At 68.8% G+C, this 18,282-nt stretch carries 13 protein-coding genes; 7 read left to right on the top strand and 6 right to left on the bottom strand.

Features of this window, described 5'->3' with window-relative positions:
- The first annotated feature begins 65 nt into the window (after positions 1–65).
- Positions 66–245 carry a hypothetical protein gene (locus tag B5V46_RS11215; RefSeq protein WP_080616682.1) on the top strand — a complete coding sequence of 60 codons (180 nt, stop codon included), beginning with the start codon at positions 66–68 and terminating at the stop codon, positions 243–245.
- A gap of 219 nt (positions 246–464) precedes the next feature.
- On the opposite strand, the gene B5V46_RS11210 is transcribed toward B5V46_RS11215, so the two are convergent.
- From B5V46_RS11210 to B5V46_RS11195, 4 genes are all read right to left on the bottom strand, one after another.
- The gene (locus B5V46_RS11210; RefSeq protein ID WP_080616681.1) at positions 465–959 is read right to left on the bottom strand and encodes a flavin reductase family protein; all 495 of its coding nucleotides are present in this window, start codon (positions 957–959) and stop codon (positions 465–467) included.
- Positions 960–1,351: 392 nt separating this feature from the next.
- Positions 1,352–2,530 carry an alpha-D-ribose 1-methylphosphonate 5-triphosphate diphosphatase gene (locus B5V46_RS11205; RefSeq protein WP_080616680.1) on the bottom strand — a complete coding sequence of 393 codons (1,179 nt, stop codon included), beginning with the start codon at positions 2,528–2,530 and terminating at the stop codon, positions 1,352–1,354.
- Positions 2,531–2,715: 185 nt separating this feature from the next.
- The gene (phnF, locus tag B5V46_RS11200; RefSeq protein WP_369822778.1) at positions 2,716–3,468 is read right to left on the bottom strand and encodes a phosphonate metabolism transcriptional regulator PhnF; all 753 of its coding nucleotides are present in this window, start codon (positions 3,466–3,468) and stop codon (positions 2,716–2,718) included.
- Positions 3,469–4,132: 664 nt separating this feature from the next.
- The gene (locus B5V46_RS11195) at positions 4,133–4,822 is read right to left on the bottom strand and encodes a DUF1045 domain-containing protein (protein WP_080616679.1); all 690 of its coding nucleotides are present in this window, start codon (positions 4,820–4,822) and stop codon (positions 4,133–4,135) included.
- Positions 4,823–4,904: 82 nt separating this feature from the next.
- Between B5V46_RS11195 and B5V46_RS11190 the strand changes: the two genes are divergently transcribed.
- Positions 4,905–6,053: an alpha-D-ribose 1-methylphosphonate 5-triphosphate diphosphatase gene (locus B5V46_RS11190; protein ID WP_080616678.1), complete on the top strand. Its 1,149-nt coding sequence runs from the start codon at positions 4,905–4,907 to the stop codon at positions 6,051–6,053.
- Between the two features lie 117 nt (positions 6,054–6,170).
- Positions 6,171–6,518, top strand: coding sequence for a phasin family protein (locus tag B5V46_RS11185; RefSeq protein WP_080616677.1), 348 nt, complete (start codon positions 6,171–6,173; stop codon positions 6,516–6,518).
- 2,385 nt (positions 6,519–8,903) lie between these two features.
- Here the strand turns inward: B5V46_RS11185 and B5V46_RS11170 are convergent.
- Positions 8,904–10,280, bottom strand: a complete 1,377-nt coding sequence (locus tag B5V46_RS11170; protein ID WP_080616674.1) for an aldehyde dehydrogenase family protein — start codon at positions 10,278–10,280, stop codon at positions 8,904–8,906.
- Positions 10,281–11,637: 1,357 nt separating this feature from the next.
- Complete coding sequence (locus B5V46_RS11165; protein ID WP_080616673.1) at positions 11,638–12,957, bottom strand: aspartate aminotransferase family protein; 1,320 nt, start codon at positions 12,955–12,957, stop codon at positions 11,638–11,640.
- A gap of 207 nt (positions 12,958–13,164) precedes the next feature.
- On the opposite strand from B5V46_RS11165, the gene B5V46_RS11160 reads away from it, so the two are divergent.
- The 4 genes from B5V46_RS11160 (at position 13,165) to B5V46_RS11145 (ending at position 18,260) form a co-directional block, all read left to right on the top strand.
- Entirely contained in the window at positions 13,165–14,037 is an 873-nt protein-coding gene (locus B5V46_RS11160) for a MurR/RpiR family transcriptional regulator (protein ID WP_080616672.1), read from the top strand.
- A 76-nt stretch (positions 14,038–14,113) separates the two neighbouring features.
- Entirely contained in the window at positions 14,114–15,085 is a 972-nt protein-coding gene (locus B5V46_RS11155) for a TAXI family TRAP transporter solute-binding subunit (protein WP_080616671.1), read from the top strand.
- Between the two features lie 128 nt (positions 15,086–15,213).
- Positions 15,214–17,823 carry a TRAP transporter permease gene (locus B5V46_RS11150; RefSeq protein ID WP_080616670.1) on the top strand — a complete coding sequence of 870 codons (2,610 nt, stop codon included), beginning with the start codon at positions 15,214–15,216 and terminating at the stop codon, positions 17,821–17,823.
- Positions 17,820–18,260, top strand: a complete 441-nt coding sequence (locus B5V46_RS11145) for a universal stress protein (RefSeq protein ID WP_080616669.1) — start codon at positions 17,820–17,822, stop codon at positions 18,258–18,260. The genes B5V46_RS11150 and B5V46_RS11145 overlap by 4 nt, the downstream gene beginning before the upstream one ends.
- Positions 18,261–18,282: the final 22 nt, after the last annotated feature.

Below are 18,282 nucleotides of genomic sequence, written 5' to 3'. Positions count from 1 at the left end.
CGAATTGGGAGGAGTCGGCCGTGAACATGATCCAGGATATCAGACAAACTGCGCCCAGACCGGTGATGCGTCCGCGCCCTCACCCCGTCTTCGGCAAACTCGGCCCGATGCCGGCCGCGTCGCTGCGTGCGATGGTCGGTTATGGCCTGAACGAGGCCGAGATCGGGCGCTATTTCGGCGTCACGCCATCCTCGGTGCGGCGCCTGAAGCGCAGCCTCGGCATCTGCGACAGCGCGGCGGAGTGATCCGCCGCCCTGCCACCGGCCCGGGTCCGTTTCGCCCGGGTCTGGCCGGATTGCGCCTGGGCCGAAAGGCAGATCGCGCGCCGGGCGCATAATCTTCCGCCCTGAGCTTTCCCTGCGCAATCGCTTGGCTGTGTCCGGAGATCCGGCGTGGCCAAGGCGCGGCGTCCTGCTGGCATGGGCGACGTGGGTGACTTGGGGGGCGCGCCGCGGGGTGGGTCTTCAGCCGACCGGGCTGAAATCTCCATAGGCTCCGCCCGCAAAGACCAGCGGCGGGCCCTCGCGCCGGGCGCATTCCTCGACATGGCCGATCACGATGGCATGGTCTCCTGCGTCATGCAGCGCGACCTGGCGGCAGAGAAAGCGGGCGATCCAGCCCTGTTCGAGCAGCGGCGGATCGGCATCGGGCGCATAGTCGAGCCCCTCGAAATCGTCGCCCGAGCGGGCAAAACGCGCGGCGATGTCTTCCTCGCCCGCGCCCAGCACATGGATGGCGAAACGCTCGGCCCCGGTCATCGCCGGATAGCGTGCCGAGGCGCGGGCGGGCGACCACAGCACCAGCGGCGGATCGAGCGAGACCGAGGAAAAGCTGTTCGCGGTCATGCCGAGGGGGCCGTCGGGACCGGCGGCCGTGACCACGGTCACGCCGGTCGCAAAGCAGCCGAGCGCATCGCGATAAAGGCGCTTGGTGTCCGGGCCGGGAATGAATCGTTCCATGGGTCTTGCCGTTCTTCGGGTCGGTTGCGGGCGGCACCATGCGCCAGATGGCCGGCGGCGGCAACCTCGCCCGGTGGCACGCCGTTTCCGGGGCAAGGGCAAAGGCCCGCTCCGGGCTGGGCGCGCAACCTTCGCCGCCGCGCACGGCGTGACCCGCCAAAAAGGGGGCGCGCTTTCGTCGCGGCCCCCTGTCTGGTTCTGAAATGCAGTCTCATTCTGAAGGCGCGTCGTGAAATTTCCGGTCGCCGGATGGCGAAAAGATCGTTCCTGGTTACGATCGTCGCACCGTTTAACGAAACTCAGTCTAGACGCATTTCATGACATCCGTCCGGGGATGGCTTGCCCGGAGCGGGAAAAGGTGGCGCATCGGTTAAAAAGACGCCCTGTCCCGCTCACTCTGCCGCCATATCGAGCGCGTGAATGCGATGGACGAAGCGATGGGCGGCTTCGCCGGCCAGATAGGTCAGCCTCCCGCCGGCAATGGTCATCTCGACCATGCGCGTCCGCTCGTTGATCACGCAGAGATCGGCGCGTCTTCCGATATCGAGCCGACCTCGGTCGGGCAGGCGCAGGATCTCGGCCGGACGCTGCGAGACCATCGCCCAGGCCTGCGGCAGGGTCTTCAGCCCCAGATCGACCAGTCGCCAGACCGCGTGGGACAGCGCCGGATAATAGAAATCCGACACCAGCGCATCGCAGAGCCCCTGCGCGATCAGGTCTGTCGCCGGGACCTGTCCGGGGGGAGATCCGTCCTGCATCACATCGGGCGCGCTCAGCAGCACCGGATCGTTCATGGCCTTGGCGGCGGCGGCGGCGCGCCGGGTGGTGGGAAATTCGGCGATCCGGGCGCCGATCATCGAGAAGCGCTCGCGGGTCTCGCCATCGGGGTCGCCATGCGAGCCGTACAGGACCCCCATCGTGTCGAAGGCCTCGGCCAGCCGGCAGAGATAGCGCGGAACATCAGGCCGGGCCGCCTGCGCCGCCGCGAGCCCGTCGCGATCCGCGCGTCGCGGCGGCGGCCAGGTGCGCTCCTGCAGCCGCTCGGCCGCGGCATCGAGCCGGTTGTGGAACATGACATAGTCGATGCGATGCCGACCGATGGCATCGAGCAGCCGCTCGGCGGTGGCTACGGTATGGATCTCGCAGCGAAGCTGAAGACGCAGATCGGTCAGCATCCGGGGCCGGTAGGCCGCGAGCGCGGCCATCAGCGCCTCGGCCCGCTCAGGGGCACGATGCCCGCCCTCCCAGGACCAGTCCTGCGTCAGCCAGCCGGTGGTCACGCCATGGACGGCGGCCTCGCGGTCGGTCGCGGCCAGCGCCAGATCGGGCACCAGATCCGGCGCGAGCGGTGCGGTGCCGGGACCGGCCGGGCGCCGGGGCAGGTGGCGGCCGAAACTGTCGGCCTGCAGATCGACGATGCCGGGCAGGATCAGATAGCCCGTCAGGTCGACTTCCGGCAGCGGGCCCTTGGTGATGCGGCCCTCGGCGATGGCGATCGAGCGTCGCTGCATTTCGCCGTCGCGCAGGATGCTGGCGCCGGTGAAGCGGAGCGGGTGAAGGAACTGGGGCATGTCGCGGCTCGGGCGGCTGGCGGGGGTGACGTGGCCCGCGAAGGATAGCCGTCCACTGTATCGTCGGTGTGACAAGGAACCGGCGCCTGCCCGGGGTCATTCCGGGTCATTCCGGGGGGCAGGGGCGTGGGATGTCCGTCCTTCCGGGGCCGCTCAGCCGCAAGAGCCGTCACTGGCAAGAGCCGTCAGTCGGGGCATCGCTCCTTGGGGGGATCGTCGGTCACGATCAGGCTCACCCGGTCGCCCGCGAACCAGGTGCGGCCGTATTCCACCGCCCGGCCCTCGGGGTCGACATTGACCGAGACGCTGCGCAGGATCGGGTCGCCCGGACGCAGCTCCAGATGCAGGGCCTGGGTCGGACTGGCGCGCTCGGCCGTGATCCGGGTCGAGGCCCGGGTGTAATCCGTCACCCCGCTTCGGGCCAGCGCCGCGGTCACGCTTGCGGTTTCGGCCAGCGTGTCCAGTAGACCGGGAAATCGTTCGGCCGGGAACACGCTGCGAAACAGCGCAAGCGGGTGGCCATCGGCCAGCGAGATCCCCTCCGAGACATGCACGGGCGCGCCGTCTCTCAGCCCCAGCGCCTCGGCCTCGCGCCGGTCCGCTGCGCGGGTCGTGTGCAACAATGACTTGCGTTCGGCGCTCTGACCGGCCGCAGCCAGGTTCCGGTGCAGCCGCACCCGCCGTCCCAGCGGATAGTCGGTCGGCCGCGCCGTGACATAGACGCCCGCGCCGCGCCGGGCCTGCACCAGCCGCGCCTCGGCCAGATCGGCCAGGGCCCGCCGGACCGTATGCCGGTTGACCCCGAAGCGATGTGCCAGATCGGCCTCGCTGGGCAGCTTGTCGCCCGGGCGGTAGCTGCCGGAGGCGATCTCGTGGCGAAGCGTGGCGGCAATCGAGCTCCAGAGCGCGGCTTGGGTCATTTCCTCGACATCTTTCATCCCCGAGCCTTGCATGACTCGCCAGGTTCCCGTAACAACTTGTCTAGTTGTATAGGGCTGTGGATAAGTCGGCAAGCCATCGCAGGCCCGGATCGCGGGCAGGGCGGGGCGGGACATGGAAAATGGGCCATATGCCGACAGGGCGCCGGAAATGCCTGTGGATAAGTCTGGGAACAGAAGTGGATGCGCAGCAGAAAACACCCCCGGGGCGGAGGTGGGCAGGGCGCGGCCGGGTCGTGGCACCACGGTGCCCATCGGTCTCGGAAGCCCGCCGCATACACACAGTCCGCGGCCTCTGCAAGGGGGCGGACATCCGGTCTCGTCGCGGCAGGCGGCTTGTCCGATCTGGCCCTGCGCGGCCGGGCAGGGGCGAGGACCGGCTTTCCCGGGCGTTCGGACCCGGGACGGCGCATCGGGCGTGACAACGCGGGGTCCGAAGCGCCTTTCGTCGCGGGGGCGGCCGGCGCATTCCCGGGCCCGCGGGGCAGGAGAGTGTCACCCGCTTCATGCCCCGAAGAGACAGGGTGCCGCGTTCGCCTGCTCGCCGGGCGCCGCCGGGTCTCTGCGGCGGGCGACCGGCATCAGGCGGACCGGCGGTGACACGCTGCCCCGCGAGGCGTCAGCAGCTGCGATCCGGGCCTGGCGCGGCGGGTCAGCCCTTGCGTCAGCCCGAAAGGCTGTAGCGGTGCAGGTTGTGGAACCGCCCGTCCTTCGCCTCGCCGAAAAGGCAGAGGCTCCTGATCCGGATCGGCCGGTCGATCAGCGGCTCGAGCACGGGGCCCAGCACCACCCGCGTGGCCTCGGCCTCGGCGGCCTTCAGCGGTCCGGTCAGGGTCATGTGAAAGCGGTATTCCTCCATCACATAGGGATAGCCCCATTTCTCCAGCAGCTTGCGCTGCCGGGTGCTGAGCCGGTCGGGATCGCGCCGGGCCAGTTCCGCGGCCGTGGGCGCGGCGCGAAAGCCGTCCAGCGCCTTGACCACATTGCCCGCCATCTCGATCAGCCGCCGGGTGTCGCCGCGCGGCGTCAGCGCCAGGAAGCCGCCCAGAAGCGACAATCTCAGCCCCTCGATCAGCACCGGCCGGAGCTGGCCCGACAGCGCCACGACCGAGGCATGCAGGATCCCGATATCGCTGCCCTCGGCCAGCCGGAACGGCGCCTTGACGGTGGCGTGGAACCCGTATTTGCGCGGCGTTGCGGTCAGGTCTTCGACCGGCCTTGGCAGACCGCGCAGCCGGGGCTGCGCCCGGGTCGCCCCGGCTTCGGCATCCCAGCCCAGCCAGGCCTTGCCGAAATCGCCCAGGGCGCCTTCATCGGGCGCATAGTAGATCGCGTAGCGCCGGTAGCCTTCCATTGCCCCCTCCGCACTGGGATGCCGCGCCGTTCCCGTTATTGTCCTGCCCCAATTCACGCCGCGCATCAATAAGGAGGCGCCGATGCTCCCGACTGCCGAGACGGTTCTCGCCAATGCCACGCTGGTTCTGCCCGATGACATCCGGGTCGGGTCGGTCCGGATTGCCGGGGGCAGGATCGCCGCCATCGATACCGGCCCGGCGGTGCCTGCCGGGGCCATCGATTGCGGCGGCGATCTGGTGATGCCGGGGCTGATCGAGCTGCATACCGACAATCTCGAACGCCATATCCAGCCGCGTCCGGCCGTCGACTGGCCCCATGCCAGCGCCATCGTCGCGCATGATGCCGAACTGGCGGGCGTCGGCATCACCACCGTCTTCGACGCGATGCGGGTGGGCTCCATACCGTCCGGCAAGGCGCGTTACCGCCCCTATGCGCGCGGGCTTGCCTCGGAACTGCTCGATCTGCGGGCCCGCGGCGCGCTCCGGATCAGCCATTTCCTGCATCTGCGCGCCGAGATCTGTTCCGAGACGCTGCCCGAGGAAATGGCGGACTTCGGTCCCGAGGACCGGGTCGGCATCGTCAGCCTGATGGATCACACCCCGGGCCAGCGCCAGTTCCGCGACGAGGCCCGGCTCAAGGCCTATGTGATGGGCAAGCACAATTTCACCGAGGCCGAGTTCAGGGACCATGTCGCCGGGCTGAAACAGCTGCGCGCGCGGAATGGCGCCCGGCACGAGGTCCAGGCCCTGGCCGAGGCCCGCCGCTTCGGCGCGATCCTGGCCAGCCATGACGACACCACCGCCGACCATGTCGCGGTTTCGGCGGCTCAGGGCATCCGCCTGGCCGAGTTTCCGACCACGCTCGAGGCGGCCGAGGCCTGCCGGGCCGAAGGCATCGCGGTGATGATGGGCGCGCCGAACCTGATCCGTGGGGGCTCGCATTCCGGGAATGTGGCGGCGGCCGAGCTGGCCGGGCAAGGGCTTCTCGACATCCTGTCCTCGGACTACGTGCCCTCGGCGCTTCTGATGGGGGCGCTCCGGCTTGGCGATCTCTGGGGCGATCTCGCGCGCGGCATTGCCACCGTCACCCAGGCGCCCGCCGATGCGGTGGGGCTTGGCGATCGCGGCCGGATCGCGCCGGAGGCGCGGGCCGATCTGATCCGGGTGGTGCGGATCGGCGGTGCTCCGGTGGTGCGCGGCGCCTGGGTGCAGGGCGCCCGCATCGCCTGACGGCCGGGGCGCCTGCTTGTCGCGTCACTTGCCGGGCCTTGCGCAGGGCTTTGACCTGCGGCTGCCTTTTTCCTATTTTAAGATCCGTATCCGTGGTCCGCTTGCGAGGCTCCCATCATGTCCAAGACCCCCGTGACGCCCTCTGCCGCCGCCGCGCTCGAGGCGGCCCTGCGCGCCCAGGCCGAAGGCTGGGGCATGATGGCCTGGGTCGGGGCGACCATGGCCGATCATGTCCGCCGCACCGGCAGCGAAATGGCTGCCTTCGCGCGGGACGAGGCCCGGCGCAATGCCGATGCGATGCAGCGCCTCGCCGCCTGCCGCACCCCCGAAAGCCTGACCGACTGGCAGGGGGACTATCTGGGCGAGACGGTCGCGGCCTGTCGCGACGAGGCCGAGCGGCTGGCGCGGATGCAGGCCGAGGTCTGCGACATGACCCTGAGCCGGATGACCGGCTGGCGCGACTGACATCGGCGGGATGCCGGTCTTTCGATCCGGCCGGGTTTCGCGGCTTCGTAAAGGGTTTGTTTACCTTTCACGCTGCTTTGACGGGATACGGGCAGGTTCGATACGACGAGGAAACCTCAGGGAGTCGAAAGGATGTTGCAGAGCCAGTGCCATGACTGCGCCGAGGCCGTCGTCGCGCCGCCGCCGCTCCGGTCAGGCCCTCGACCCGGCTCTCGGGCAGGGCTTCCGGCCGGACCGCAGGCTGATCGCCGGTCGGGCCGCGCGTCGGACCTGCATTGCGGTCGCGCGCAGACCGACGCCTTGTCCTTCCCGGTCTGGCCCGAGGCTCCGCGCGGTCCGTCCGGCTGTTTCATTCCCGCCGCGCCCGGGATGCCAGGCGGGACCGGCATTGCGGCGCCGTCGCCTGCCGGGCCGGAAAGGCCCGCGATCCGTGCCCGTTTCGGTCGGCGCCTCGGCCAGCACATCGCCCTGCACATCGCCGCAGGCGCCGGGCTGGCCGAGGCTGCGGTTATTTCCGATATCGGGCGGTGCGATCCAATGCGGCGTGGCCGGACGGCAGAGACCCTCTGCAACCGGCGTCGCGGACGCCCGGCGCTCGACAGTCTTTATGGCGGCAAGATGGCCGACGAGGGGCCCGGCCCGGGCGCTCTCACCCGGCTCGCGACCGATGCCGGCAGCCCGCGTCCGAACGACATTGGCAGTGCCAGAGCAGAGGGCGCTGTCCCGGCAAGGCCGCCGCATGGGCGGATCGAAGGCTTCGGGGCGGGGTCCTGCGCGCAGCCGGGGCCGTGCTGTGCCGGCACCCCCTTGCTTCGGCTCGTCCGGTCAGGGGCCAATGGCATGCAGGCCTGTGCTGACGACAAGCGGGCGGTCGCGTGGTTCCATCAGGCCGTCCTTGCGCATGGCGCCGGCATCGGCAGGCCGCGGCCCGCGACCGGCACCCGCTTGTCGTCGATGGTCCGCCCGTCCGGCACTGCCAGGCATGGAGCATCCGGCAAGGGTCGTGAGTGCGGTCCTCCCGAGGACATCGCCCATGAAGAGGAACATCATCGGGAGCGGAAACCCTCTCGTCAGGCACAGCCTCGCCGCGAACGGCTCGTATCTGGCCTTCAGGATCATGAGCAAGGGCCCGTTTCATGACGGCTCTTGACCGGCCATGGAGCCGGGCCTCAGGCGGGCAGGGCGTGCCTGCCCTATCTCAGCGAACGGATCGGCTGTCGGGCACAGCATGAGGCAGAAAGCCCGAAAGAAGATCGGGACCAGACCGGGAAATTTCCCGGCACGGCCCGCGTGCCGACCGGTCAGCGGCCTCAAGACAGGTCGATCCGCAGGGTCGAGTGCCGCCGGATCGAACGGGGGCGGCCCATGATGCAAAAGGCCACCATCGCGAAGCGGGCCATTTCCGGCCGTTGGAGCGCCGGCGGGTAAAGCTCTTCGACCGCGAAGGCCGGAAGAGCATTCCCATCATCCCGAGGATCCCGCCTGGCATCTTCCTTCCGGTCCGGGCATTCGGTCCCGCGATCAGGCGCATGAAAGCGCTCATGCGCCTTCCGGATGGGCCGCATGGCGTCGTCCGGGCATCCTCTCGCCGCCGCCGCCCGCCGCCCCGATCCGTCGCCGGTTGATCCTTGCGTCCTTTTTGCGGTCCTTTTTATTTTGGGTGCTCTCACGGGGTCCGGGTCGGAGAATGCCGCGTGGCGTGCAACATTCGGACCGTCCTGCCGGGGCCGGTGGCAGTGTTCCGGCCGGTGGCCGGTTGGGGGGCTTGGGGGCATTCCGGCCGGATGGCCTGTCCGCTTGGGGCTTTCCGCGCCTCCGGAACGGGGACGCGCCCCGCATTCCCGCCCGGGGCGCGTCCCTGCGATGCCGGGTGAGGTCTGCCATGCCGTCGACTGCGGTGGTCGTCTCGCGCATCGCGGGCGCAGAAATCCCCGGACGCGGAGCTCCTGGGGCCGGCAGCCCTTTCGGATCGCGGATGATCCTCGTCTCGGGGGGCGGAACCGGCCTTCACACCGGCGCGGCCGATCTCCGCGCCGGTGCCGGTCAGGCCCGGCCCCGCCTGGGCCGGGGCATCGGCGCGCGGGCGAGCGTCGCGGGTATCCCCGACCTGTCGCAGAGCCCGGCGCCGGCCCGCCATCGAGGCGACCCTCCGGGCCGAGCTTCTCGGTCCCACCATGGATGCCACCGCCGTCAGGGCCGCAGAGCGGGCGGGGGGGGCTCACCTGCGATCTCCGGAGGCGGACGCGAGGGCTTTCCCGTTCGGGGGCTGGCCCCGCTTCCGGCAAGCCCCTGCGATCCGGATCCGCGCCCCTGGCGATACCGAGGCTGCGGGCCGGCCCCTGTCCGGCTGCGGCGGGACGGGGCCGGGCGGTGTTCGGCCCGCCGTCAGAGCTTTCTGAGGTGATAGGATTTCGGACGGGTCAGATTCTGATAGCCGATCACCGACAGCCCGCCGCCGCGACCGGTATCCTTGCAGCCGGTCCAGCACAGCGCCGGGTCGAGATAGTCGGCGCGGTTCAGGAAGACGGTGCCGGTCTCGATCCTCTGGCCGATCCGCTCGGCCCGCGTGACGTCATTGGTCCAGATCGAGCAGGTCAGCCCGTAATCGCTGTCATTCATCAGCCGGATCGCCTCTTCGTCATCCCTGACCGGCAGGATGCCGACCACGGGGCCGAAGCTTTCCTCGCGCATCACCCGCATCTCATGCGTCACCCCGGTCAGGATCTGCGGCATCAGATAGGTGCCGCCATCCTGCGGGAAGAGCGCGGGGTCGATCATCGCCTGCGCCCCCGAGGCCACCGCCTCGGCGGTCTGGGCGCGGACGTGATCGGCAAAGCGCGCCTGCGCCATCGGCCCGATGGTGGTCTCGGGATCGAGCGGGTCGCCCAGCCGGTAGCCCTCGACCAGTTTCACCGCCTTCTCGAGGAAGCGGTCATACAGGCTTTCGGCGACATAGATCCGCTCGATCCCGCAGCAGCACTGGCCCGAATTGAACATCGCCCCGTCGATCAGCACCTCGACGGCCATGTCGAGATTGGCATCCTCGAGCACATAGCCCGGATCCTTGCCGCCGAGTTCCAGCCCCAGCGGCGTGAAGGTGCCGGCGGCCGCCCGCTCGATGGCCCGCCCGCCCGCGACCGAGCCGGTGAAGTTGACGAAGTCGAAGGCGCGTTCCGAAATCAGGGCCGAGGCGGTGCCATGATCGAGAAAGACGTTCTGGAACACGTCCTCGGGCACGCCCGCGGCATGGAAGGCGCGCGCCATCCGCTCGCCCACCAGCAGCGTCTGGGTCGCATGTTTCAGCATCACCACATTGCCCGCGATCAGGGCCGGCGCGATGGTGTTGATCGCGGTCATGTAGGGGTAGTTCCAGGGCGCGATCACCAGCACCACGCCATGCGGGTCGCGCGAGATGTAGCGCTTGAAGCTGCCGCTGTCCTCGGCCGCGATCGGCGCCAGCGCGGTCTCGGCGATCCCGGCCATGTATGTCGCGCGCTCCTCGAAGCCGCGGAACTCGCCGCCATAGCGGATCGGGCGTCCCATCTGCCGGGCAAGCTCGGGGACGATCTCGTCATTCATGGCGCCGATATTGGCGACGGCGTCGAGCACCAGCGCGATCCGCTCGGAAAGCGGGCGCGCGGCCCATCCGGCCTGCGCTGCGCGGGCGCGCGCCACCGCTTCGCGCGCCGCCTCTGGCGTAAGCGTGACGCGTTCGGCCAGGACCGATCCGTCAATCGGGGAGATGCAGGTCAATATGGTCATCGGGGGGGTCTTCCGTTGTCAAAGGAGCAGCCCCCCGCAACGTTTCCGCGTGCCGGGGGCCGGTCTTCGGAGAAAACGGTCCGGGCGTATAGGGGGCGCCCGTGGCCGCAGGTTAGGTCCCGGCCGGTTTCCGCCGGGGCAAAGCTCTTTCCTTCGGTCCCGGCGGCGCGGGTGCCATGGCCGAGGAGGATATCGGCCATCGCGTCGCGTGGCGGAGAGGAGATGCACAGCGGCTCTGCCGCGGCGCACGACCTGCGCGGAATGTCCCGCATGCAGGCAATGTCATGGATATGCCGCGCGGAAGCGGGGCCGGAACGTGGCGGCATCGCGATGCCTTCAGTCACGGCCTTGCGCAGGGGAGGCCGCGCCGGAAAGGGAGGAATGTCCGCTCCGGCGATCCGGTATGCGATCCGCTGCGAGAGGCCCTGGCTGCGGCCGGAGCTGATCCCGATGCCTGGAGTTGCGGCAGGGGCGCTCTGGCTTGTGGTGGCGGGGCGCGCCGGCGCAGAGGGGCGATGGCGCCTGCTGTCCGCGCAGAAGGCATTGCCGCTATTTTCTCGCGACGACGGCCGGCGCCCGACGGTACTGCCGGGGCGGTCTCCGGGGCATTTCCTGTGCCAGTCCGGCGGGAAGGTTGCGGCACAGGCGCTGGACCGGACGCTGGACTGGGCCTTGGGTCGGGCGATCTTGCTGACTGCGGGCCGGGCGAGGCTAAGACACCCGGCCGCCGGTCTTGTCGGGCGGCAAGGGGTGTCCCGGCCCTCCGGCCCGGCCGCGGCCCTCGAAGGCAGGACTTGCGGACCCGGCGCGTCGGCCCGCAGGGCCTGCGCTTTCGGCATCTCGCGCAGCGCAGGCGACCGAAGCGGGCGGTCGACATGGTCGCAGGGATCGCATCGCAGCGCCGGGCGCCGTCCGGGCAGAGGGCGGATCGGTTCGCGGCCGGGCCGGAGCCTGTCGGCGCCCTTGCCATCGCCCCGTTCCTGGGCTCGGGAGCCGAGCGCATATCCGTCGCGCGGCGGCCTGTCCGGATCGCTGCCCGCCAAAAGGGGGCGGCAGGGGGGATCGGCACGGCCACCATCGGCGAAATGCCGGGCCGCGCCGCCTTGGCCCATCGGCTCTCTCCGCGTGTCGATCAGACGGATAAGCTCTGTCCCGATCCCGTCTCCGGTCCCTGTGACCGTCAACTCATCGAAACTTGTCGGGCCGGGCATCGGACGGAATTCCTCTCAGGGGGGGGCGGCCCAAGCCGTCGCTCCCGGGCGGCCGCGCCGCCCGGTTCTTGTTTGCTGCATCGGTGAAGATCAGAATGCGCCGAAGTTCAAGCGCGTCTTCGGGGCAGGGGGGCAGGCGCGGCGGCTCACCGCAGGGCTGCGAGCACAAATTGCAACTTTTCCGTGATTTCAGAGACATGGCTATCGTCTATGATGAAGGGCGGGGCCAGAAGAATGTGGTCTCCCCGCCGCCCGTCAAGGGTGCCGCCCATCGGATAGCAGATCAGCCCGGCCTCGAAGGCGGCGGCCTTCAGCTGGTCATGCAGCTTGCGCCCGGGGTCGAAGGGACGCCGGGTGGCGCGGTCCTCGACCAGTTCTATGCCGCGGAACAGGCCGCGACCGCGGATATCGCCGACATGGGGATGATCGCCAAGGGTCGCGCGCAGGGCCGCGTCGAGCTTGTCGCCCATGACCCGTGCCCGGTCGACCAGCCCGTCCGCGGTCAGCCGGGTGACGACCGCCAGCGCGGCGGCAGCGGCGGTGGGATGGCCCATATAGGTATGGCCGTGCTGGAAGAAGCCGCTGCCCGCCGCGATGGTGTCATGGATGCGGGCGGTGCAGAGCATCGCGCCCACCGGCTGATAGCCCGCGCCCAGCCCCTTGGCGATGGCGGTGATGTCAGGGGCGACGCCATCCGCCTCGCAGGCGAACAGCGTGCCGGTCCGGCCCATGCCGCACATCACCTCGTCAAGGATCAGCAGCACACCGTGGCGGTCGCAGATCTCGCGGATGCGGCGGAAATAGCCCGGCACCGCAGGCACCGCGCCCAGCGTCGCGCCGACCACCGGTTCGGCGACGAAGGCCATCACCGTCTCGGGGCCGAGCCGCTCGATCTCGGTCTCCAGCTCGTCGGCCACGCGCCGGCCATAGGCCGCCTCGCTCTCGCCCTCGGCCCGCCCGCGATAGGCATAGCAGGGCGCGATATGCGAGGTCTCGATCAGGAGCGGCGCGAAGGGGGTGCGGCGCCACATGTTGCCGCCGGTCGCCAGCGCCCCCAGCGTGTTGCCATGATAGCTCTGGCGCCGCGCGATCACCCGGTGCCGCCCGGGCTGGCCGCTTTCCAGCATGTATTGCCGGGCGAGCTTCAGCGCCGCCTCCATCGCCTCGGACCCGCCCGAGACCAGCCAGACCCGCGCGATGCCCTCGGGTGCATGGGCCACCAGCAGATCGGCCAGCCGCTCGGCGGGCTCGGAAGTGAAAAAGCCGGTATGGGCGAAGGCGACCCGGTCGAGCTGGGCCTTGATCGCCTCTGTCACCGCCCGGTCGGAATGCCCGAGGCAGGAGACTGCGGCACCGCCCGAGGCGTCGAGATAGCGCTTGCCGGTCGTGTCGAAGAGATAGACGCCCTCGCCGCGGTCGATCACGGGAAGTGCGGCGCGGGAGTTGCGGGGAAAGATATGAGACATGGGACAGCCCTGGCAGACGAGTCGCAACGGGCGACAGACGAAGCGGAACTGCAACAGACGTTTCAGGAATTGACAATCTGTAAAACGGCTGAGACCCTTATGTCTCATCGAATCCGGGAGGCGTCCGGTGCCGGGCCCGGATCAGGGTCTGATCAGGACCCGATCATGACCGGGGCAGGGGACGGGACGCCAGGATCAAGGGGGGCAATGTCGGACCAGCCATCGATCGAGGACAGGATCGCGTCGGGTTATGACGCGCTCAGCGCCAGGCTGCGCGATGCGGCCGACTATGTCGCGGCGCATCCGGTCGATGTGGCCAGCCGCTCGTTGCGCTCGGTCTCGGCCTCTTCGGGCCTCTCGCCCGCGACCTTCTCGCGGCTGGCCCGGGCGCTGGGATTTGCCAGTTACGAGGAGATGCGCGAGCTGTCGCGACGCGCGGTCGGCCAGCGCTATGTCAGCCTGTCGGAAAAGGTCCGACGCTTGCAGGCAGAGGCCGGGCAGGGAGAACAACCGCCTTTCCTGCTGCGCCATTCAGGCGCCTGCATGGCCAATCTCGAGGCCGCGACCCGGCTGGTCGATCCGGACCGGCTGGAAGCGGCGGTCGAGCGGCTGCACCGGGCGCGGCATGTGACGCTGTTCGGGGCGCTGGGCTCGACCGGCATCGTCGAATACATGGCCTATCTCGGCAGTTACTTCGCCCCCAACTGGTCGATCGCGGCGGGGATGGGGACCTCGCTGGCCTCGTCGCTGGCCGATCTCGGCCCAAAGGATGCGCTGGTTGTCCTGACCAAGCCGCCGCATGCCCGCCGCGCCGTCCTTGCCGCCGAGATGGGGCAGGAGCGCGGCGCCTTCGTCATGGTGGTGACCGACACCCATGCCTGCCCGGCGCTGAAATCGGCCGATGCGGGCTTCATCCTACCCTCCGACAGTCCGCAATTCTTCTCGTCCTATGCCGCAAGCCTTGTCTTTCTGGAAACCGTCATCGGCATGCTCGCGGCGCGGGCAGGGCCTGCGGCCAAGGCCCGGATCGAGAAGATCGAAACCCGCAACCACCGGCTCGGGGAGTTCTGGGTCGGCTGAGCCCGGCCCCAGCCCGTGCCGACAATCATCGTGCCGGCAATCATAACAAGACCGAACAACAACCGAGGAGTGTTCAATGACCTTTCCATTCAAACCCCTAGCCGCCGCGGCGGTGCTGACGGCCATGGCCGCCCCTGCGGCCCATGCCGAGGACTTCATCACCATCGGCACCGGCGGCGTGACCGGCGTCTATTACCCGACCGGGGGCGCGATCTGCCGCCTGGTCAACAAGGGCCGGAAGGATCACGGCATCCGCTGCTCGGTCGAATCCACCGGCGGCTCGGTCTATAACCTCAAGACCATCCGCGCGGGCGAGCTGGAATTCGGCGTCGTCCAGTCGGACTTTCAGTATCACTCCTATCATGGCAGCTCGCCCAGCTTCGAGGGCGACGGCCCGTTCGAGGGGCTGCGCGCGGTATTCTCGCTGCATCCCGAGCCCTTCACCGTCGTCGCCCGTGCCGATTCCGGCATCCGCGAGCTTGACGATCTCAAGGGCAAGCGGGTGAATATCGGCAATCCCGGTTCGGGCCAGCGCGGCAACATGGAAGTGGTGATGGCCGCCAAGGGCTGGACCATGGACGATTTCGCCCTCGCCTCCGAGCTCAAGCCCGCCGAGCAGTCGGCCGCGCTCTGCGACAACCAGATCGATGCGATGATCTATACCGTGGGCCATCCCTCGGGCGCGATCCAGGAGGCGACCACCGCCTGCGACTCGGTCCTCGTCAACATCCGGGGCCCCGAGATCGACAAGCTGGTCGAGGAAAACTCCTATTACCGCAAGGCGATCATTCCGGGCGGCATGTATCGCGGCAATGACGAGGATACCGAGACCTTCGGCGTCGGCGCCACGCTGGTCAGCTCTGACGCGGTCTCGGAAGAGGCGGTCTATCAGCTGGTGAAGGCGGTCTTCGACAATCTGGACGACTTCAAGGCGCTTCACCCGGCATTTGCCAATCTCAAGGCCGAAGAAATGATCAAGGACGGCCTGTCGGTGCCGCTGCATGACGGTGCGGCGCGCTATTATCGCGAAAAAGGCTGGATCGACTAAGCCCAGCGTACATTATGGCAAAAGAAGGACGGGCGCCGCTGTGGCGCCCGTCCGCTCCAGGGGCGCGGCGACAGCGTCCGGATAATGACGGCCGCGTCACGCGCGCGGTCCAGCCGGGAGACAGAGCGATGGCCGACAAGGCAGCCGGGGGGCGCGCCCTCAGCGAGGAAGAACTGCAGGATCTCGTGGCCGCCTCGGATGCGGGCGCGCGCAGCCCGGCGGGTGCGGTGGGGCTGTTCCTGGCCGGGGTCGCTCTGTTGTGGTCGGTGTTTCAGGTGGTGCTGGCCTCGCCGCTTTCCAATCTCATCCTGCCCGGCGACATCGTGAACAATTCGCGCCAGATCCATTTGGCCTTCGCGATCTTCCTGGCCTTCTGCGCCTATCCCGCCTTCCGCACGAGCCCGCGCCGCAAGGTCCCGTTGCAGGACTGGGCCTTCGCGGTGCTGGGCGCGCTGATCGCGCTTTACGGCTACATCGTCTATGACAAGATCGTGCAGTCGGGCGGCCTGGCCGACGATACCGACAAATGGGTGGCGCTGGTCGGGCTTCTGCTTCTGTTCGAGGCGGCGCGCCGGGCGCTGGGCCCGGCCATGGCGATCATCGCCTCTATCTTTCTGGTCTATGTCTTCTTCGGCGCGGCGCCCTGGGTGCCCGAGGTGATCCGCTGGAAGGGCGCGAGCCTGCAAAAGGCCATGAGCCATATGTGGACCACCTCCGAAGGCGTCTTCGGCATCGCGCTGGGCGTGTCGACCAAGTTCGTCTTCCTCTTCGTGCTGTTCGGCGCGCTGCTCGAGAAGGCGGGGGCAGGCAACTACTTCATCAAGATGGCCTTCGGCGCGCTCGGGCATCTTCGGGGCGGCCCGGCCAAGGCCGCGGTGGTGGGCTCGGCCGCGACCGGGCTGATCTCGGGCTCGTCGATCGCCAATGTGGTGACCACGGGCACCTTCACCATCCCGCTGATGAAACGGGTCGGCTTCACCTCGGAACAGGCGGGCTCGGTCGAGGTCGCAAGCTCGGTCAACGGTCAGATCATGCCGCCCGTGATGGGGGCCGCGGCCTTCCTGATGGTCGAATATGTGGGGATTTCCTATGTCGAGGTCATCACCCATGCCTTCCTGCCGGCGCTGATCTCCTACATCGCGCTGGTCTATATCGTCCATCTCGAGGCGGTGAAGCGCAACATGCCGACCCTCGGCCATGGCGTGACCTCGCTCGGGCGCACCGTCGGCGGCATGTTCGCCTTCTTCGCGGGCTTCGCGCTCCTGTGCTATGGCGTGCAATATCCGGTCGGCTGGATCGTCGCGGCCCTGCCCGAGGGCGCGGGCTGGGTGCTGGCGGTGCTGGTCTTCGCGGCCTATCTGGCGCTGCTGGCGCTGGCTGCGACCGTACCCGATCTCGAACCCGACGATCCCAATGCGGCGCAGGTGAAACTGCCCGTCATTTCCGAGATCTACAAGTCGGGCCTCTACTTCCTGCTGCCCATCGTCGTGCTCGTCTATTTCCTGATGATCGAGCAGAAATCGCCGGGCCTCTCGGCCTTCTGGGCGACCGCGCTGCTGTTCGTCATCCTGATCACCCAGCGCCCGCTCAAGGCGCTGTTCCGGGGGGGCAGCGGGCTTCTGGCCTCGACCCGCGAGGGCGGGCTCGATCTCGTCTCGGGGCTGATCGCGGGCGCGCGCAACATGATCGGCATCGGGCTTGCCACCGCCACCGCAGGCGTCATCGTCGGCACCGTCACCCTGACCGGCATCGGGCAGGTTATGGCCGATCTCGTCGAATTCGTCTCGGGCGGCAACCTCGTCCTGATGCTGATCTTCGTCGGCATCCTGTCGCTGATCCTGGGCATGGGCCTGCCCACCACCGCCAATTACATCGTCGTCAGCTCGCTGATGGCGGGGGTCGTGGTCCATCTCGGCGCCCAGTCGGGCCTGATCGTGCCGCTGATCGCGGTGCATCTCTTCGTCTTCTATTTCGGCATCATGGCCGATGTGACGCCCCCCGTGGGGCTGGCCTCCTTTGCGGCCGCCGCAGTGTCGGGAGGCGACGCGATCCGGACCGGCTTCATCGCCTTCTTCTATTCGCTGCGCACCGTGGCGCTGCCCTTCGTCTTCATCTTCAACACCGACCTGCTGCTGATCGACGTGACCTGGGCCCAGGGCATCCTCGTCTTCATCGTCTCGACCGTGGCGATCCTCGTCTTCACCGCGGGCACCATGGGCTGGTTCGTCACCCGCAGCCGGATCTATGAAAGCGTCGCGCTGATCGCGATCTCCTTCCTGCTGTTCCGGCCCGATTTCGTGATGGACCGGCTGCAGCCGCCCTTCGCCGATCTGCCGCCCGCCCGCTTCGAACAGGCACTCGCCGCGGCCGAGCCGGGCGATACGCTCCGGCTGCGGGTCGCGGGCCCCGACTTCGTCACGCTCGAGCCCAAGGAGACCACGCTCGTCGTCACCGTCGGCGACGAGCAGGGCGGCCCGGCCCGGATGGCCGCGACAGGGCTTCTGCCCGACGAGATCGACGGGCAGGTCGTGCTGGAGGAGCCGATGTTCGGCACCCCCTTCGCCGAGACATTGCAGGGCTTCGATTTCTACGGTGATATCCCGGTGACGCTGACCGCGCTGCGGGTGCCGCAGCATCAATGGCCGCAGGAGCTTGTCTTCCTGCCCGCGCTCGCGCTACTGGGCGGCGTGTTCTGGTTGCAACGGTCCCGCGCCCGACGGGAAGGAGTGCCCGCATGATCCGTGCCATTCTCTGTGCCATCGATGTCAGCCAGCCCGAACATGACCGCGAGGTCCTGACCGTCGCCGCCCGGCTGGCGGCGATGGATGGCGCCCGGCTCGACGTCATCACCGTGCTGCCCGATTTCGGCATGAGCGTCGTCGGACAGTTCTTCGACAGCAGCTACCATGACAAGGCGCTGTCCCGCGCCCGGCGCCTGCTGAACGATTTCGTCAGCGAGGTGATCGGGGCCGAGGCCAATGCCGCCGTCCGCCATATCGTCCTGACCGGCAAGGCCTATGAAGAGATCCTGCATGCTGCCCGCGAGGCGGGCAGCGATCTGATCGTGGTCGGCGCCCACAAGCCCGAGCTGAGCGACTATCTGCTCGGCCCCAACGCCGCTCGCGTGGTCCGCCATTCGGACTGCTCGGTCTACGTGGTCCGGCCCTCGTCCTGACACCTGCCCTCGTCCTGACTCC

This window comes from Rhodovulum sp. MB263 (assembly GCF_002073975.1).
In the GTDB taxonomy this organism is placed as follows: Bacteria; Pseudomonadota; Alphaproteobacteria; order Rhodobacterales; family Rhodobacteraceae; genus Rhodovulum.
This window is presented reverse-complemented; position numbering and strand designations above follow the sequence as displayed.

Bases quoted from the DNA above. Each gene is read 5' to 3' on its own strand.
- B5V46_RS11215 (WP_080616682.1), top strand. From the start codon at position 66: ATGCGTCCGCGCCCTCACCCCGTCTTCGGCAAACTCGGCCCGATGCCG.
- B5V46_RS11210 (WP_080616681.1), bottom strand. From the start codon at position 959: ATGGAACGATTCATTCCCGGCCCGGACACCAAGCGCCTTTATCGCGAT.
- B5V46_RS11205 (WP_080616680.1), bottom strand. From the start codon at position 2,530: ATGCCCCAGTTCCTTCACCCGCTCCGCTTCACCGGCGCCAGCATCCTG.
- phnF (WP_369822778.1), bottom strand. From the start codon at position 3,468: ATGAAAGATGTCGAGGAAATGACCCAAGCCGCGCTCTGGAGCTCGATT.
- B5V46_RS11195 (WP_080616679.1), bottom strand. From the start codon at position 4,822: ATGGAAGGCTACCGGCGCTACGCGATCTACTATGCGCCCGATGAAGGC.
- B5V46_RS11190 (WP_080616678.1), top strand. From the start codon at position 4,905: ATGCTCCCGACTGCCGAGACGGTTCTCGCCAATGCCACGCTGGTTCTG.
- B5V46_RS11185 (WP_080616677.1), top strand. From the start codon at position 6,171: ATGTCCAAGACCCCCGTGACGCCCTCTGCCGCCGCCGCGCTCGAGGCG.
- B5V46_RS11170 (WP_080616674.1), bottom strand. From the start codon at position 10,280: ATGACCATATTGACCTGCATCTCCCCGATTGACGGATCGGTCCTGGCC.
- B5V46_RS11165 (WP_080616673.1), bottom strand. From the start codon at position 12,957: ATGTCTCATATCTTTCCCCGCAACTCCCGCGCCGCACTTCCCGTGATC.
- B5V46_RS11160 (WP_080616672.1), top strand. From the start codon at position 13,165: ATGTCGGACCAGCCATCGATCGAGGACAGGATCGCGTCGGGTTATGAC.
- B5V46_RS11155 (WP_080616671.1), top strand. From the start codon at position 14,114: ATGACCTTTCCATTCAAACCCCTAGCCGCCGCGGCGGTGCTGACGGCC.
- B5V46_RS11150 (WP_080616670.1), top strand. From the start codon at position 15,214: ATGGCCGACAAGGCAGCCGGGGGGCGCGCCCTCAGCGAGGAAGAACTG.
- B5V46_RS11145 (WP_080616669.1), top strand. From the start codon at position 17,820: ATGATCCGTGCCATTCTCTGTGCCATCGATGTCAGCCAGCCCGAACAT.